This is a genomic window from Methylobacterium komagatae (assembly GCF_042661665.1).
GTDB lineage: Bacteria > Pseudomonadota > Alphaproteobacteria > Rhizobiales > Beijerinckiaceae > Methylobacterium > Methylobacterium komagatae.
The window spans coordinates 429,623-446,440 of the sequence record NZ_JBHSWN010000001.1 but is presented as its reverse complement, the minus strand read 5'-3'; the positions used below and the strand labels follow the sequence as shown (position 1 = coordinate 446,440).

The 16,818-nt window shown below is 67.2% G+C and carries 13 protein-coding genes and 1 pseudogene; 7 read left to right on the top strand and 7 right to left on the bottom strand.

Annotation, left to right across the window (positions count from 1 at the left end; all coding sequences use genetic code 11):
• The first annotated feature begins 7 nt into the window (after positions 1–7).
• A complete protein-coding gene (locus ACFQE0_RS02170; protein ID WP_378966659.1) occupies positions 8–1,054 on the top strand; it encodes a DUF2778 domain-containing protein in 1,047 nt (348 codons plus the stop codon).
• A gap of 4 nt (positions 1,055–1,058) precedes the next feature.
• Here the strand turns inward: ACFQE0_RS02170 and mdcB are convergent, their stop codons facing one another.
• The 3 genes from mdcB to ACFQE0_RS02155 all read right to left on the bottom strand — a co-directional run bounded on the left by mdcB (position 1,059) and on the right by ACFQE0_RS02155 (position 5,253).
• On the bottom strand, positions 1,059–1,904 hold the full coding sequence (gene mdcB, locus ACFQE0_RS02165) for a triphosphoribosyl-dephospho-CoA synthase MdcB (RefSeq protein WP_378966657.1): 846 nt from the start codon (positions 1,902–1,904) through the stop codon (positions 1,059–1,061).
• A 66-nt stretch (positions 1,905–1,970) separates the two neighbouring features.
• Positions 1,971–4,106, bottom strand: a complete 2,136-nt coding sequence (locus ACFQE0_RS02160) for an OmpA family protein (protein WP_378966655.1) — start codon at positions 4,104–4,106, stop codon at positions 1,971–1,973.
• Between the two features lie 58 nt (positions 4,107–4,164).
• A complete protein-coding gene (locus ACFQE0_RS02155) occupies positions 4,165–5,253 on the bottom strand; it encodes a DUF2865 domain-containing protein (protein WP_378966653.1) in 1,089 nt (362 codons plus the stop codon).
• 159 nt (positions 5,254–5,412) lie between these two features.
• On the opposite strand from ACFQE0_RS02155, the gene ACFQE0_RS02150 reads away from it, so the two are divergent.
• Positions 5,413–5,928 (top strand): CreA family protein, encoded by a 516-nt coding sequence (locus tag ACFQE0_RS02150; RefSeq protein WP_378966651.1) that lies wholly within the window; start codon positions 5,413–5,415, stop codon positions 5,926–5,928.
• Between the two features lie 21 nt (positions 5,929–5,949).
• Here ACFQE0_RS02150 and ACFQE0_RS02145 read toward each other — a convergent pair whose 3' ends face one another.
• Positions 5,950–6,294: a hypothetical protein gene (locus ACFQE0_RS02145; RefSeq protein ID WP_378966649.1), complete on the bottom strand. Its 345-nt coding sequence runs from the start codon at positions 6,292–6,294 to the stop codon at positions 5,950–5,952.
• Between the two features lie 309 nt (positions 6,295–6,603).
• Between ACFQE0_RS02145 and cysS the strand changes: the two are divergent.
• Positions 6,604–7,987, top strand: a pseudogene (gene cysS, locus ACFQE0_RS02140) (cysteine--tRNA ligase).
• A gap of 15 nt (positions 7,988–8,002) precedes the next feature.
• Positions 8,003–8,758 (top strand): trypsin-like serine protease, encoded by a 756-nt coding sequence (locus tag ACFQE0_RS02135; protein WP_378966646.1) that lies wholly within the window; start codon positions 8,003–8,005, stop codon positions 8,756–8,758.
• 216 nt (positions 8,759–8,974) lie between these two features.
• Here ACFQE0_RS02135 and ACFQE0_RS02130 read toward each other — a convergent pair whose 3' ends face one another.
• Together ACFQE0_RS02130 and ctrA are read right to left on the bottom strand one after the other, a co-directional pair.
• Entirely contained in the window at positions 8,975–9,817 is an 843-nt protein-coding gene (locus tag ACFQE0_RS02130) for an outer membrane protein (protein WP_378966644.1), read from the bottom strand.
• Positions 9,818–10,333: 516 nt separating this feature from the next.
• Positions 10,334–11,035, bottom strand: coding sequence for a response regulator transcription factor CtrA (ctrA, locus tag ACFQE0_RS02125; protein ID WP_238250123.1), 702 nt, complete (start codon positions 11,033–11,035; stop codon positions 10,334–10,336).
• Between the two features lie 425 nt (positions 11,036–11,460).
• On the opposite strand from ctrA, the gene fliI reads away from it, so the two are divergent.
• From fliI to ACFQE0_RS02110, 3 genes are all read left to right on the top strand, one after another.
• Positions 11,461–12,813 carry a flagellar protein export ATPase FliI gene (gene fliI, locus ACFQE0_RS02120; RefSeq protein WP_378966641.1) on the top strand — a complete coding sequence of 451 codons (1,353 nt, stop codon included), beginning with the start codon at positions 11,461–11,463 and terminating at the stop codon, positions 12,811–12,813.
• A 59-nt stretch (positions 12,814–12,872) separates the two neighbouring features.
• The gene (gene fliJ / locus ACFQE0_RS02115; RefSeq protein WP_243954966.1) at positions 12,873–13,280 is read left to right on the top strand and encodes a flagellar export protein FliJ; all 408 of its coding nucleotides are present in this window, start codon (positions 12,873–12,875) and stop codon (positions 13,278–13,280) included.
• Positions 13,281–13,414: 134 nt separating this feature from the next.
• Entirely contained in the window at positions 13,415–14,482 is a 1,068-nt protein-coding gene (locus tag ACFQE0_RS02110) for a lysylphosphatidylglycerol synthase domain-containing protein (RefSeq protein WP_378966638.1), read from the top strand.
• A gap of 69 nt (positions 14,483–14,551) precedes the next feature.
• Here the strand turns inward: ACFQE0_RS02110 and flhA are convergent, their stop codons facing one another.
• Positions 14,552–16,696: a flagellar biosynthesis protein FlhA gene (gene flhA / locus ACFQE0_RS02105; protein WP_378966635.1), complete on the bottom strand. Its 2,145-nt coding sequence runs from the start codon at positions 16,694–16,696 to the stop codon at positions 14,552–14,554.
• Positions 16,697–16,818 lie beyond the last annotated feature (122 nt).

Here is a 16,818-nt window from a genome sequence, read left to right as displayed (position 1 = left end):
GCGCCCGATGACAGATCGCACGCAGCTTGCCGCCGGAAAGGCACAGGCCCAAAGCCGTTCCAGGCTGGCGCCGCTCGGCGTTCTCACCGCCGCTCTGCTGCTCACCGTCCTCGGCGGCCACGGCCGGATCTTTGATCTGCCGGTGCCGCCCGCCGAGCAGCAGATCGCCCTGCGCATGGACGAACCGGAGCCCGCTCCCGAGGCGCCGATTCCGTCGCAGGACCTTCTCGACCCGTGGCACACCGACCTCGCGGGCAAGCTCTCCCGTTGGGCCTGGACCGAGGGACCGCCCGCTGCCGCAACGGCTGAGGACGCCCCGGCCTCGACCCCGCCCGTGGTCGAGGCGAGCCCGCCGCGCGCCGCCATGACCGTGCCGCTGCCGGTGCCGCGCCCGCCGGAACTACGCGGCACGCCGACCCGCCGTGCAAGCCGCGCCCCGGTCCGCCAGGAGGCCGCCCTGTCGCCGACGCCCGCGCCGGAGGACGGCCGTTCGTTCTTCGAGAAGCTGTTCGGCGTGGAATCCACCCCCGCGCGTGCCTACACCTCGCTCGAAACCAAGCCCGCCGACATCACGCCGAAGCCGCGGCTGAGCCCGCCTCTCGCTCCGCCCGCCGGAGAGGGTGGCACGGCGATCTACGACATCACCGCCCGGCTCGTGACCCTGCCGAACGGCGAGCGGCTGGAAGCTCATTCCGGCCTCGGCGAAATCATGGACGATCCGCGCAACGTCCACATCCGCATGCGCGGCGCGACGCCGCCCGGCACCTATCAGCTCACCGAGCGCGAGGCGCTGTTCCACGGGGTCCGGGCCATCCGCCTGACCCCCGTCGGCGGGCCGGAGGCGGTCTATGGCCGCGTCGGGCTTCTCGCCCACACCTTCATGTTGGGCCCATCGGGGGCTTCGAACGGCTGCGTGTCGTTCCGCGACTACAACAAGTTCCTCGAATCCTATTTGCGCGGCGAGATCCGCCAACTCGTCGTGGTGGCCGGTTCGGGCGGGGCCCCGCCGAACCTCGCCAACGCGGGCGGGACCATGCAGATGGCGCGCAACTAGTTTCCTAGGAGGCGGACAGGCTGTCGAGGAACAGCGTGACCGCCAGGAGGTCCGCCGCCCCGCCGGGGCTGAGGCGGGCCTCCACGAAGGCGCGGTGAAGGGTCGTGGCCGTATCCCGCCAGTCGGCCGCGCCGACCCCGCCCGCATCGAGGAAATCCCGCGCGGAACGCCGGGCGAAGAGCAGGCCCTCGGGACCACCCCTGTGCAGGAGGTTAGTGTCATCGAGTTCGGCCATCAGCGCGAACAGGCATTCGATCCGCGCAGCCTGGACATCGCCCGGTGCAAGACGCCGCCCGCGGCGCAGAGCGGGCAGGCCGAAGTCCCGCACGGCCGGAAAGCCAGCCGCCGCCTCTGCCCCCGCCCCCATGACGCCATAGCGAAGGGCCGCTCGTCCGCCGTGGCTGACGGGGGAGGCAGGCCTGCGTCCAATCTCCTCGCCCCAGAGGTCGCCGACCTGGATGGCGAGCGCCTCGGCCGGGAACGGCTTTCCGCCGAAGCGACCGGCAGCCGCGCAGATGAGCCCTAGCGAAAAAATCGCCCCCCGGTGGGCGTTCACGCCGCCGGTCGCGGCAAGCATGGCAGCCTCGGCCTGAAGGCCGATCCGGCGCAGTTCGGAAAGCGGCGCCGCGCGGGCACCGGCCTCGACGAGATCGGGAAAGAACGGCGCGATGGCCCCGGCGCTGCGCCGAAGCATACCCGCATCCATGTCGCGATGGCTGCCGGAATCGACCGGGCTGACGAGGCCGGGTTTCGGCCACGCCTCGAGTTCATCGATCAGAGCGCGATGGGCCAGCGCGCCGATGCGTGCAGCATCGCTGACGGAAGAGGGGGCGGAAGCGGCAATCGGCACGAAGGCCTTCTACACCGCTTCCGCCGGATCTCCCCTCCCCACGATGGCGGGGAGGGGAGGTGACGGTTACTGGCGCGGCGGCGGGGCCGAAGCCTGCCCGTCGCCCTGCTGCAGCAGCGGGGTGATGCGGCGAACCGTGACGCGACGATTCTCGCGGCTTGCGTTCTGCGTGTTCACCTTCAGATACTGCTCGCCGTAGCCCTGGGTCGTCAGGTTTTCCGGCGGCACCTGGAACTGCTGCGTCAGCACGGTGGCCACGGATTGCGCCCGGCGATCCGACAGGGACAGGTTGTCGATGTCGGAGCCCACCGCATCGGTGTAGCCTTCAATGAGGAACACTTCCTGCGGATTGGCGCGGATCGCCTTGTTGATCGCGTCGGCGATCACCGAGAGACGGCGAGCCTGATCCGGCGTCACGGTCCACGAACCGGTATCGAAGTTGATCGTGTCGATGTCGACCGAACGCATCCGGGCGCGCAGATCCGGGCTGTAGCGGATCTGGTCCAGGGTGTACCGGCGGTCCACCGCAACAACCGGCGGAGCGGTCAGGGTCTCGTAGACGAGGCTCGGATCCGCGTCTTCGTAATCCACCACGTACCGGTTCCGCGGGATGCGGATGTCCGGGGGCGGCAGGACCACCACGTCGTCGTAGATCGGACGCGGCGGGCCGGCATAACTGTTGTCGATGATGACGACCTCGCGCCCGTCCGAATACCGGCGGTAGCGGCGCAGCAGGCGGCCGTCATCGTCGGTGACCGTGTAGATGCGGTCGCCGCCGGGCCGGTCGATGTAGCTGATGTAGTCGCTGCCCCGGCGCTCGTAGCGGTAGCCGCGCGGATCGAGCTCGCGGAAACGCTCGTTCTCGTCGTGACGGATCAAGTAGCCGCTGCGATCCTGGACGATGACGCGACCGGGCTCGCGATAATAGGTACGGCCATCCGCACTGAACTCGCGGCGGTCGCGGCGGACCTGCTCGTAGTCGCGGACATCCTCGTTATCGCGGAAGCCACCCGGGACGTAGCCCGGCCGACCCGGCGTGTTGAAGTCGTCACGGGCGCCGCGACGCCCATCGCGATCGTCCCGATACTGACCGTCGCGGAATTGGCCATCACGGAACTGGCCATCGCGGGGTTGACCGTCGCGCAGCTGGTTCGGGTCCTGACCCGGAACCGGCGGCTGGCCCGGTCCACCGGGCTCGCCCGGAGCGGCCTGTCCGGGTGGCGTGAACGGGCGACCCGGCACGCCAGGACGCATGTTCGGCGGAACCGGACGGTTCGGCTCAGCAGCGGGGCCGCCGGGCGCGGGGGCACCGGGAGCGGGTGCGCCGGGCGCCGCATTCGGAGCGGGAGGCGTGGCGTTGGGGCCATTACGTTCGCCACCGGGGCGCGGACCATCCTCCGGCCGCTGCACGGGACGCCCAGGCACGCCCGGCGCCGCGTTCGGAGCGGGCGGTTGCGCATTGCGCTCGGGGCCCGGACGATCGGCGCCGGGGCGCTCGTTGCCAGGGCGGTCGTTGTTCGGGCGATCGGCGCCCGGACGTCCAGTGTCGCGGTCTCGACCGGGCGGACCGCGATCCGGGCCGGGCCGGTCGGGGGCATCCTGCGGGCGAGGGGCATTCGCTGCGGGCGGCGTCCGGTCGGGACCGGGACGGCCCGCGCCGGGACCCTGGCGATCCTCGCGCGGATCGGGACGGTCCGGCCGTGCATCCGGGCGCTGCCGCTCCTGCTGCTGTTGGCGACGCTCCTCGCGATCCTCGCGCTGCTGCTGCTGGCGGGGCTCGGGGCGCTCGCGGTCGGGCTGAGGTGCTGCGCGCTCGGGGCGATCCGGGCGCTCGGGGCGATCAGGACGCTCGGGACGATCAGGTCGCTCAGGGCGCTCCATGCGAGGCTGGCGCGGTTCGGGGGCCTCACGGGGCTCCGGCCGTTCGCGAGCGGCGGGCGGGGCGCGCTCGGGACGCGGCTCCGGCCGCTCGCGCGCGGCGGGACCACCACGTTCGGGACCACCACGTTCCATGCCGGGGCCGCCTCGCTCGGGTCCGCCACCGCCCCGAGGTCCGCCGGGTCCACCGGGACCGCCCGGTCCACGCTCCTCAGGCCCCCCTTGGGCCACGACGAAACCCTCCGGCCGCGCCGAGGCAACCGGAGAGAGGACCAGCCCCGGCAGGACCGTGCCTGCCAGGAGGAGAAGGCGGTAACGCTGCATTGGCATCTCGTTCAATTCGGGCGCTACCGAACTTCACAGACGCCAAAAGGTTCCGGTTTCAGGGGGTGGGGCGAGCCGGGACCGCCACGAGATCCGGTGCGATCACCCGGACGGCGACATGGTCGCCCCGGCGCCCCTCGGCTCCCTCCGCCTTCGCGGCGGTGCCTGTGGCCTCGGAGGTTTTCGTGACGCCCTTGGCCTCTTGCGCGGCCCGGCCTGCGGCATCGGCGGCAAGTTCGGCCGCCGTCCGGTCGGCCCGACCGACGAGGGTCAGCCTCACCTTCGGCCGGGACAGGGCCTCGGCCTGCATCGGTGTCACGAAGATGTCGCCCTTGTGCCGGACGAGCATGCTCTCGGCTTTCACGAGGGATTGCGCCCAGGTCTTGCCGTCCGGCTTGCAGGAGCAGTTCGGCACGAAGGTCTTGCGGAACTTGAAGGCGTTCGCGAGGCTCGTATAGGCGCGGCTACCCTTCACGGTCGCGGCCGATTTCAGGGCCTCGTCGCCATGGGGCATCGAATAGGCCACCGCTTCGGTACCGGGGCAGAGCGCCTGGCACATCTCGTCGGCGCCGCCCCGGCCCTCCGGCAGGTTCGGCATCGGGAAATAGCCGCCGTCACAGGTGCGGACACAGATCACCTGCGATCCGCCCCGCGCGTAGGCCTCGCCTGAGGATGAAACCGTCTCGCGAGATGGGCAAGCGCGGGCCACGAGGGCCTGCAATTCGCGCTTACGGGAGGAATTGTCGTCGATCACCGCCCCGCCATAGGTGGCGTTGAGCGCACGGATGCGCTGCTCCACGGCGCCGCATTGCGGGGGCCGCGTGTCGAAGAAGAGGAACTTGCCGCCCTCGCAATTGAGGCTGCGGTAGTAGGTTTGAAGACGGCCGATCTCGTCCTGCAAAGCGCGGGTCGCACTGGCGCCGGATTGCACGGATGCGAGCTCGGCGCGGTAGCGGCGGCATTCCGGCGAGGGCAGGTTCGGCGGCGGCGCCACCGGTTCGACCCTCGCGGGGCTATCCGGGCTGTCTGGCATCGCGCCCGGCAGGGCCAGCGCCGGGCTGGCACCAAACCCCACAACCAGCGCGAGCGCAGTCAGCACCCGGCGGACCGGCGCGCCGATCAGGCTCTCGAACGGCGTAGAACACATCCGTATCATCGCTGAATTCGCGCTCAGAATCGGGCTGCGACCGCGGCGCGGCCGGTTCTCGTTCGCGGGGGAGACGAAAACAACAATAAACCTCCTCGAAGCGGGGCGTCACCCCTCCTACATCCACCCCCGTCATACCAAAGGGGGAATTGACCGCTTATGTTGTTTCGCAGTCTCACCCGGATTGGCCTCGCCGCCGCCTTGACGGCATCCGTGGCCGCCCCGGCTCTGGCCCAGGATCCGGATCGGATCTTCGACAAATCGACGGTGTGGCGTCCCCTGACGCCCAATGACAAGCTCGTCGTCTACGGCATCGACGATCCGTCCGTTTCGGGTGTCGCCTGCTGGTACACGCAGCCCGAGAAGGGTGGCATCAAGGGCACCCTCGGCCTGGCCGAGGATGTGTCGGACATTTCCCTGGCCTGCCGCCAGACCGGGCCTGTGCAATTCAAGGAGAAAGTGAAGCAGGGCGAAGTGGTCTTCAGCGAGCGCCGCTCGCTGATCTTCAAGTCGATGCAGATCGTCCGCGGCTGCGATGCGGCACGCAACACGCTGATCTACATGGTTTATTCCGACAAGGTGATCCAGGGATCGCCGAAGAACTCGACCTCGGCGGTGCCGCTGGCGCCCTGGGGCACGGAACCCGCCGCCAAGTGCTCCGACTTCGTGAAGTGAGGCGTGAGCCGGGCGACCGGCTCAATCCTGGCAGGTGATGCGGATCGGGCGGTCGGCCGGCTTCGGTGCGGCCGGCTGCTCGATGGCGCCGGTGTACTCGTCGGCGGCGGCGGTGCCGTAGGAGCCCGCCGAGGCGAAGCCCTGTGCTTCGCACCACGCATTGGCGACGACCTGCCCGCACTCGCTGCCCGGCGAGGTCAGGCAATCGGCCACGCCGTAGCCGTCGCTGGACGGAATGAGGAAGGTCTTCTCGACATGGTTCGCCGCCACGCGGGGCGTCTCGCCGTCGCCGCCCGCTTGGGCTTGGCCGAGGCAGAGAGCCGTCAGCGCAACGATGGCAATAGATCCGGTAGCCGTGCGTCGCATGAAATGTCCTCGGTCACGGGATGGGTGACGTGACGATCGCTGGAGGAACGGTCGGGGAGGAGGGTTAAGGAACCCTTATGCCCTCGCGGGGCCTGCCCGTGTTTCTCCGTTCTCGAAATCCTCACGCATTTGCGTTAGCCCCATCGGGAGCCGAGCACCGTCGCGGCGGTGCAACAGGCAGCCCGGCCGCGCCCGGTCGGTCGCCACGGTTTCGCCGCGCCGTCGCCGGAAGGCGGCCCAGTCCCCTAGGGGGACAAAGCGTTTTGGAGATCGGCCGCCGGGCGGGGGCGGCTGGAAGGAACGGGTTTCATGGCGCCGATGTTGCGGCTCTACAACACGCTGACCGGCCGGAAGGACGCCTTCGCGCCGATCGACCCCGCGAACGTGCGCCTCTACGCCTGCGGGCCGACGGTCTACGACGCCGCCCATATCGGCAATGCCCGGCCCATCGTCGTCTTCGACCTGCTGTTCCGGCTGTTGCGCCACCTCTACGGGCCGGACCACGTCACCTATGCCCGCAACGTCACGGACGTGGACGACAAGATCAACGCGCGTGCGTCCGAGCGCGGTATCACCATCCGCGAGCTCGACCGACGGCACCCTGGCGCAATTCCATAAGGATGTGCGCGATCTCGGCATCCTCATGCCGGAGGATGTGAACAAGCCGGGCCAGCCGCCGCGCTTCATCGAGCCCCGCGCCACCGACCACATCGCCGAGATGGTGGCGATGATCGAGGGCCTCGTCGCCGCTGGTCATGCCTATGTGGCGGACGGGCACGTGCTCTTCGACGTACCGTCCATGCCCGATTACGGCCGTCTCTCGAAGCGCCCCCTCGACGAGATGGAGGCGGGCGCGCGGGTCGAGGTCGCGCCCTACAAGCGCTCGCCGCTCGATTTCGTGCTGTGGAAGCCCTCGAAGCCGGGCGAACCGTCCTGGCCCTCGCCTTGCGGCATCGCTTCGCCGGGGCGGCCCGGCTGGCATATCGAGTGCTCGGCCATGTCGGCCAAGCACCTCGGCCAGACCTTCGACATCCATGCGGGCGGGATCGACCTGATCTTCCCTCACCACGAGAATGAGGTGGCGCAGTCGCGCTGCTGCTTCGGCACGCCGGTCATGGCCAATGTGTGGATGCACAACGGCTTCCTGCAGGTCGAGGGTGAGAAGATGTCGAAGTCCCTCGGCAACTTCATCACGATCCGGCAGGTGCTGAACGACTGGCCGGGCGAGGTGGTGCGCCTCAACATGCTCAAGACGCAGTACCGCCAGCCGATCGACTGGACGGTGCGAGGCCTGGAGGAAGCCGGCAAGATGCTGGACCGCTGGTACGCCTCCGCTGGAGACGCCACGCCATCGGCCGCCATGCCCGAGAGTGTGCTCGCGCCGCTGCTCGACGACCTCAACACCCCCGCGGCCATTGCCGAGCTTCACAAGCTGTCCTCGCCCGGGGATCTACGGGCGGCGGCGAACCTCTTCGGATTCCTGACGCAAACCAAATCCGAGCGCGAGAAATCGCGCGTCGCCGCTTCCGGCATCGACGTTGCAGCGGTCGAGGCGCTGATCGCTGCCCGCAAGGACGCGCGGGCGGCCAAGGATTGGGCGGCCTCGGATCGCGCCCGCGACGCGCTCGCCGCGATGGGCGTGTCGGTGAAAGACAACAAGGACGGCACCACGACCTGGACGGTCGCCGGTTAGGCACGGAGTACGCATTTGCGCATCGTCGGTAGGGGCCGCCTCCTTTTCGCGGCGGCCATGGCGGTCTTCGCCGCCACGCCCGGCCACGCCATCGACGGTGGATCCGTGGCGGGGGGCGATGCCCTCGCTCAGGCCACGGTCGGCCTGGGGACGGTCACCCAGCCGGACGAGGCGCTGAAACTTACCCGCTGTTCCGGCGTCCTCGTCTCGCCCGATCTCGTGCTGACGGCCGCCCATTGCGTGAACGGCGATCCGCTCGGCGCGCTCGTCGTGTTCTTCAAGGGCGGCAACCCCGTTCGTCCGGTCTACACGGCGAAGGTCGCAGCACGATACAGCCCCGATCCGGGCGAGATGCTACCGAACGCCGCCACGGGCATCACCCTGGAAGATCTCTCCGTCGACCTCGCAGTGCTGCGGCTGACCGAGCCGGTGAAGGGACGGCGGCCGGTCTCAATCGCCAGCGATCCGAGCCGGGTGCCCAAGCATCTTCGTTTCGCGGGGGCGGGCCTGTCTCGAACCGGTGTCGGCCGGTTGCGCACAGCGGGCCTCACTCCCGTCGCCTCCACCAGCACCGGTCTCACCATCGCCCGGGTCGATGGCGGCGGACGGATCTGCCTCGGCGATTCGGGCGGCCCCGTCGTCGCGACGGATCGGGGCGGCACCTATGTCTGGGGCGTAGCGAGTGCCGTAATCTCCAAGACGGCGCCCTGCGGTAGCTACGTCATCGTCGCCCCGGCGGCGCAGGTCTTTTCCGGGCCGGGAATGCGGTGAAAGGCGACCTGGCGGGCCTGGGCCGCAGAGATCGAGAGACAGTCGTTTACCGCTGCGCTTCACGCCGATCCGGGGGCATGGGGTATTCTCACCGAGGGGTCGTATGACCGGCCCCACAACGAGATTGGCGCGCTAACCCAATGCAATGACGGGGCACCCCCGTGCGGCAAGCCGCTTGGTGAGTGCCCCACACTCCTGTTCGTTGGATACTCCGTATCAAAGCCCGCTGAACTTGAGGTTCAGCCCTGCCCGGATCAGATCCCCCCGGGTGGTTGCCTTGGGCTTGAAGGAATTGTCCACGCTGATGGTCCGCGGACCGAGATCGTAGTGCAGGTACTCGACCCGGATCGTCACCGGATTGGCGGTATCCGCACGATCCGGGAGGGCATATTCGATACCGCCACCGGCCGCATAGCCAGTCTGAATGCCGCGTAGCCGGAAACTCTTCTGCGTATCCGGATAGGTTCCGACCAGGATTTGATTTTGATAGCTGAGTTCCTCAGACGTATAGGAACCGTGCATGCGGATATCGCCGAAGGCTACGCCGCCGGTCCCGTAGACGAGAAAGCGATCGAAAGCATAACCGGCACGGCCACGGATCGTGTAAAGACTATTGGTGGTTGATTCTACGCCGAGATTATCACGATCGGTATAGCCAAGCCCGGCAGGACCATCGGCAGGTATCTCGGGGTTGGACTGCAGGTTACGCTTGCGATGCAGGCCAGCGTATTGCGCATCGCCCTCGACACCCAGAACGAAACCGTCGCCTGACCTGAGTCGATAATTGTAGCCGACTTGGCCGCCCCCGGTGAAACCCTCACTCTTGAGATTGACCGTGTTGGTGCCGAGCGCCGAAATCACACTGGGGGAACCGAGATCCTTCAGGGTATCGCGACCCTGCGCATACCCGGCATTCAGACCGGCATAGAAGCCGGTCCAGGTGAAGGTTGGGAGCGGCGCCGCGGTGGGACCAGGAACGTTCTTGTGTGGAAGATCAGCCGCGTGAGCAGTCGTGACCGACAGAACGGCTGCAAGAGCCGAAATTGCAAATCTTTTCATGTATACAACCCCCAATATCGGCGCATTTGCCAATCATATGGGGTCTATATGACATCATGTCTCGCTGTATGTCGCATATCTGCAACTATAAATGCGATGAAGTACACGTAAATACAAAGATATAGGAGTACATTGCATATTAAATACGCGAATTTACTAATCCATACCGGAAATAGTCGTGTTATAGAGGCGCCAACGAATGAATTGACTAGTCGTAGCGTATGATTATACCGTTATTGCTGAACGTAGCGATTGGCGCGATTTCGGTGATCGTCGGATCATGTCGCGTCGTCATCGCGAGCGGAGAGAGGCAGTCCATTGCAGCGGGTGCTGCCGGATGCGGGGCTCCCTCGATGGGTTTCGTTCGCTCCTCATGGCGGCGGAAGGGGCCGCTTCGAGTTTTTGGAATAGGCTGTCGGTAGCCCGTCGCGGTGGAACGCGGTGGTTGGTGGCCAACACAAAAACCCCGCCGGCCGAGGCCGACGGGGTTCGAAGGGGCTGGACCTTCGAGGTGAATCAGACCGCCATGCGCTCCTCGCCGTCCATCGGCTCGCGCAGCACGTAGCCGCGACCCCAGACGGTTTCGATGTAGTTCTTGCCCTGGCTCGCATTGGCCAGCTTCTTGCGCAGCTTGCAGATGAAGACGTCGATGATCTTCAGTTCGGGCTCGTCCATGCCGCCGTAGAGATGGTTCAGGAACATCTCCTTCGTGAGGGTCGTGCCCTTCCGCAGGGAGAGGAGTTCCAGCATCTGGTACTCCTTGCCGGTCAGGTGCACGCGGGCGCCGCCGACCTCGACGGTCTTCTGATCGAGGTTCACGATCAGGTCGCCGGTGGTGATGACCGACTGGGCATGGCCCTTCGACCGGCGAACGATGGCGTGAATGCGCGCCACCAGTTCATCTTTATGGAACGGCTTGGTGAGATAGTCGTCGGCACCGAAGCCGAGGCCCTTCACCTTGTCCTCAATGCCAGCGAGGCCGGACAGGATGAGGATCGGGGTCTTAACCTTTGCGACGCGGAGGTTGCGAAGCACCTCATAGCCCGACATGTCGGGCAGGTTCAGGTCAAGGAGGATGATATCGTAGTCATACAGCTTGCCGAGGTCGATTCCCTCCTCGCCAAGATCTGTCGTGTACGTGTTGAAGTTCTCGGACTTCAGCATCAACTCGATGCTTTGCGCGGTCGCGCTGTCGTCCTCGATCAGAAGTACCCGCATCGTCGGTCCCCAGCCCAGCCGGCCGTAACAGCGCGCGCACACGTCCCCGTTGACAGCCTGCCACCGGCCTGTGGACAGGCGCCCCACCGCACTTGACGTGAAACGCTATGAGTTAATCGTTAACAAAACCTGATTCCCGGCCGCAAGCTCATACTTTCGCAATCGGCCACCTTGGCCGGAGAATTTTCCCCCGGCATCGGTGGCGAGACGCGCAAACGCCCCCTCGATCGCGGCGTGTTTCGCCTGCGATACGCATCTAAGTACTTCGGCCGTAACGATCCGCTGCGAGGGCGTCACCCGGCTGCCACACCCCCTCGGCATTGCGAGTGAGCGAAGGCGGACGAGCCTCCCGGCACCAGGCCGCTACAAGCCCGATGACCGCAGTGTTAAGGAGGCGGGTAAACGAACCGTTGAGGAGGGGCGCGTTGGCGAACGAGCCGGCAAGATCCGTGACGAATTTGTCGACGGCCCTCGACGGGGTCGGGCGGGTCGAAGCGCTCGAAACCTACGGCCGGGTCGTGGCGATCCGGGGGCTCCTAATCGAGGTGGCCGGGCCCGTCGCAGCGATGCGGCTCGGCGGGCGCCTCGATATCGAAGGTGCAGGCGGGCAGGGCGTCATTCCCTGCGAGATCATCGGCTTCCAGGGCGAGCGGGCGCTCGCCATGCCATTCGGCTCCCTCGACGGGGTTCGCAGGGGTTGCCCGGCCTATGTCCGCGACGAGGCCGCAGGCGCGATCCGCCCCACGGGCGAGTGGCTCGGCCGGGTCATCGATGCCCTGGGTCGGCCGGTGGACGGGCTCGGGCCGCTACCGCAGGGACCGCAGATCTATCCGCTGCGGGCGGATCCGCCGCCCGCCCATGCGAGGCAACGGGTCGGCGCGCCGCTCGATCTCGGCATCCGCTGCATCAACACCTTCCTGACCATGTGCGCCGGACAGCGCATGGGCATCTTCGCGGGCAGCGGTGTCGGCAAGTCCGTGCTGCTCTCCATGCTGGCGCGCTACACGGCGGCGGATGTCGCCGTCATCGGCCTCGTGGGCGAGCGCGGGCGCGAGGTTCAGGAGTTCCTGCAGGACGATCTCGGCGCGGCGGGCCTCGCGCGCTCCGTCGTGGTGGTCGCGACCTCCGACGAGCCCGCGCTCATGCGCCGTAACGCCGCCTACGTCACCCTGTCGGTGGCCGAGCATTTCCGCGATCAAGGCGCGCGCGTGCTGTGTATGATCGACTCGATCACCCGCTTCGCCATGGCCCAGCGCGATATCGGCCTCGCGGCCGGCGAACCGCCCACCGCCAAGGGCTACACGCCCACCGTCTTCTCCGAATTGCCGCGTCTGCTCGAGAGGGCGGGGCCGGGGACGGGCGCGGGCACGATCTCGGCGCTGTTCACGGTGCTGGTGGAGGGCGACGATCACAACGAGCCGGTGGCGGATGCGGTGCGCGGCATTCTCGACGGCCATATCGTGATGGAACGGTCCATCGCCGAGCGCGGGCGCTATCCGGCGATCAACGTGCTGCGCTCTGTGTCGCGCACCATGCCGCGCTCCTGCGATCCGGCCTTCCTGCCGGTGGTGCGGCGGGCGCGCCGGGTGCTCTCCACCTACGCCGATATGGAAGAGCTGATCCGCCTCGGCGCCTACCGCGCGGGTTCGTCCCAGGAGGTCGATGAAGCGGTGGCGCTCATGCCAGATCTTGAGGCTTTTCTGGGGCAAGGTAAGGAAGAAGCAACGTCCATCGGCGATGGTTACGCACGGCTCGCCCAGATCGTCGGAGGAGCCTGAGTTCGTCGCGCATCGGGCGGCAATGGCCGGCGCGCACCGCGTGGAGTGAGCGTCCCCCCATGAAATCGCGTGATACGCTGATCCGCCTGCGTCGCTTTCAGGTCGATGAGAAGCGTCGCCGCGTGACTCAGATCGAGATGATGATGGCGGACTTCAACCGCATGGCGACCGAGCTTGATCGGGAAGTCGCCATGGAGGAGTCTCGTGCCGGGATCACCGATGTCGGTCACTTCGCCTATCCGACCTATGCCCGCGCGGCGGCGACGCGGCGGGACAACATGCGCCAATCGGCCCAGGCCCTCGAAGGCCAGTTGGCCGAGGCCAAGGCCGAACTCGGCGAAGCCTTCGAAGAGCTGAAGAAGGTCGAAATCCTCGACGACCGCGAACGGTCCGCCGAACGCGCTGCCGAGAACGCCCGCGATCAGGCGGCCATGGACGGCATCGGGCTGAACCGCGCTCGCGCCTGAAACCGGCCTCGTGCAAGTGTGCACGAAACCGTCACGATCGAATGACATGTGAGCGCGCCGGCAACCGGGTGTCACCGGGTTGCGGCGCGCCGGATAGTGGCGCATCAGGGGCCATTCCCAAGGCGTCCTTATCCATGAAGAAGCTCAGCGAGTTTATCTGGCCGCTTATCGGCCTCGCCGCCGTCGTGATCTCCGGTTATTTCCTGTATCAGGAACTGAAGACCACTTCGATTTCGGCGATCGGCAACGCAATCCTTGCGATCCCGCCGCACCGGATCATGCTGGCGGCCCTTTCGACCCTCGTCGCCTATGCGGCGCTGGCTTGGTACGACCGGATCGCGCTGCTGCATCTCGGGGTGCGCCACATCTCGTGGCTGTTCGTCTCGCTCTGCTCCTTCACGACCTACGCCCTGTCCCACAACATCGGCGCCTCGGTCTTCTCCGGCGCCCTGGTGCGCTACCGCGCGTACACGGCCAAGGGGCTTACGGCGGCGCAGGTGGCGGTGCTCGTCGCCCTGTGCTCGTTCACCTTCTTCCTCGGCACGGTGCTGCTCGGGGGCATCACCCTGGTCATCGACCCGCAGCTGCTGAGCCGCCTCGACGGCAAGCTACCGGGCTTCCTCACCGATCCGAAGACCGCCTACGTGGTCGGCGCGGGCATGCTCGGCTTCGTCGCGCTCTATGCGGCGGGCTCGATCCTGCATCTGCGCCCGCTGCACATCCGCTCGTTCAAGCTCGAATATCCGCGTCCCGGCATCATGCTGCGGCAGCTCGTGGCGGCCCCGCTCGAATTGCTCGGCGCGGCGGGCATCATCTACTTCGCCCTGCCGGATGCGATGAACCCCGGCTTCATCCCCGTCCTGGCGATCTTCCTCGCCTCGTTTTCGGTGGCGCTCGCCTCTCACGCGCCCGGCGGTCTCGGCGTGTTCGAGATCGTGTTCATCACGGCGATGAACATCACCGATGCGGCGCAGAAGGATGCGATCATCGCGGCGGTGATCGTGTTCCGCATCTTCTACTTCTGGATCCCGGCGCTGATCTCGATCGTCGTGGTCGTGGCTTTCGAGCGCGCCCGTCTCGCCGCCGCCATCGGCACCGCCGCCCACCCGCACGCGCCGAAGCCCGTGCCGGAAGCACCCGTGACGGTGCCGGGCCTCGATGCCCACGATCTGGAGCGGGACCTGAAGCGCAAGGCGGTCTGAGACCGATCTCGACGACGGCTCGATCGAACAGTGCGAAGCGGCCCGGGAGACCGGGCCGCTTTTTGCGTTTCAGATCGAGCCCACCGTCCGGAGCCTTGCGCGGGGGTGGATCTCCGCTTGGCTCATCACCGGCGTCTCGCGGCGGAAGCGCTCGATGATCGAACGGACGAAGGGGCGCGACTGGGCCGAGGTGACGAGGACCGGCATCTCGCCGAGCCGCGCTGCCGTCTCGAAGCGGTCCCGCACGAGATTGACGAATTCCGAGAGCTTCGAGGGTTGCATGGCGAGGTAACGCTCCTCGCGCTCCCCGACGATGGATTCCGCGAAGGCCTGCTCCCAGGCGGGGGACAATGTGACGATCGGCAGAGCCCCGTCCGGTCCCTGATACTGCGCGCAAATCTGGCGGCCGAGGCGGGCGCGGACATGCTCCACCACGTCACGCGGGTTCTTCACGGCCCCGGCGACCTCGGCGACACCCTCGACGATCGTGCCGAGGTCGCGGATCGAGACACGCTCCGCCAGCAGGAATTGCAGCACGCGCTGGATGCCGGTGGTCGAGATCTGAGAGGGACAAACCTCTTTCAGGAGTTCGCCGTGCTCCTTCGGCAGTTCGCGCATCAGCTTCTGGACCTCGACGTGGTTCAGAAGCTCGGAGACATGCGCCTTGATCACCTCGGTGAGATGCGTCGAGACCACCGTGGCGGCATCGACCACGGTGTAGCCCTTCAGCTGCGCATCGTCGCGCAGGGAGGCATCGATCCAGGTGGCGGGCAGGCCGAAAGTCGGCTCCAACATGTGCTGACCCGGCAGCTGCACCTGACCGCCCATCGGGTCCATCGCCATGAACTGGCCGGGGAAGATCTTGCCGGTACCCGCCTCGATTTCCTTCACCCGCACCACGTAGGAATTTGCATCGAGCTGGACGTTGTCGAGGATGCGGACTGAGGGCATCACGAAGCCGAGTTCCGCCGCGAGTTGGCGGCGCAGGGCCTTGATCTGATCGGTGAGACGGTCCTGTCCCTCGCCGTTCACCAGGGGCAACAGGGCGTAGCCCATTTCGAGCTTGAGATCGTCGAGCTTCAGGAGGTCGGTGACGGTCTCCTCCTTCGCGGGCGCGCCCGGCGCGGCTTCGACCGGCTTGCCCTCGGCATCCATGACCGGGGCGACCTTGGCCTCTCTGTTGAGCTTCCAGGCGGCGTAGCCCGCCCCGCCGCCGAGCAGCAGGAAGGGCAGGATCGGCATGCCCGGCAGCAGGCCGATCAGCAGCATCACCGCCGCCGACATGCCCAGCGCCTTCGGGTAATGGGCCAATTGCTTGCCCATCGCCTTGTCCGCCGCACCGCGCACGCCCGCCTTCGAGACGAGAATGCCCGCCGCCGTGGAGACGATCAGCGCGGGAACCTGGCTCGCGAGCCCATCGCCGATGGTGAGCAGCGTGTAGCTCTTGGCGGCGTCGCCGAAGCCCATGCCCTGCTGCGCGACGCCGATGATGATGCCGCCGATGACGTTGATGAAGGTGATGAGCAGCGCCGCCACCGCGTCGCCGCGTACGAATTTCGACGCACCGTCCATCGCACCGAAGAAGGAGGATTCCTCCTCCAGGGCGGCGCGGCGGGCCTTGGCGACTTTCTCGTCGATCAGACCGGCCGACAGGTCGGCATCGATGGCCATCTGCTTGCCGGGCATGGCATCGAGGGTGAAGCGCGCCGCGACTTCCGCGATACGGCCCGAACCTTTGGTGATGACGACGAAGTTCACGATGATCAGGATCGCGAACACGATGATCCCGATCACGAAATTGCCGCCCATCACGAAATGGCCGAACGCCTCGATGACGTGACCGGCCGCGGCCGTGCCCTCGTGCCCGTGCCCGAGGATCAACCTCGTGGAGGCAAGGTTCAGGGCGAGCCGCAACATCGTCGCGATGAGCAGCAGTGTCGGGAAGACCGTGAACTCGAGCGGATTGTCGATCGACAGGCCGACCATCATGATCAGGACCGACATGATGATCGACACCGCGAGCAGCAGGTCGAGGAGCATCGACGGCAGCGGGAAGATCAGCACCGCGAGGATGCCGAGCACGCCCGTCGCGAACAGCAGGTCGGACCGCTTCGAGAGTGCCTGCAGATCGCCGCGGGTCGGCAACCCGATCTGCCCGAGCATCGCCGCGGTGCCGCTCAGTCCCCCGCCCGTGGGCGTGGCCGCCTCGCTCATTCCGTCCCCCGCCGGGCCTCGCCCGCAAACACCCGGCAAGATTTGCCGGGCGGATGGTTAGCGGCCCGTTAACCGAATGCTTTCTGACCGGAACCGGCCCGGCGCCCGGCGCTTGACCGGGC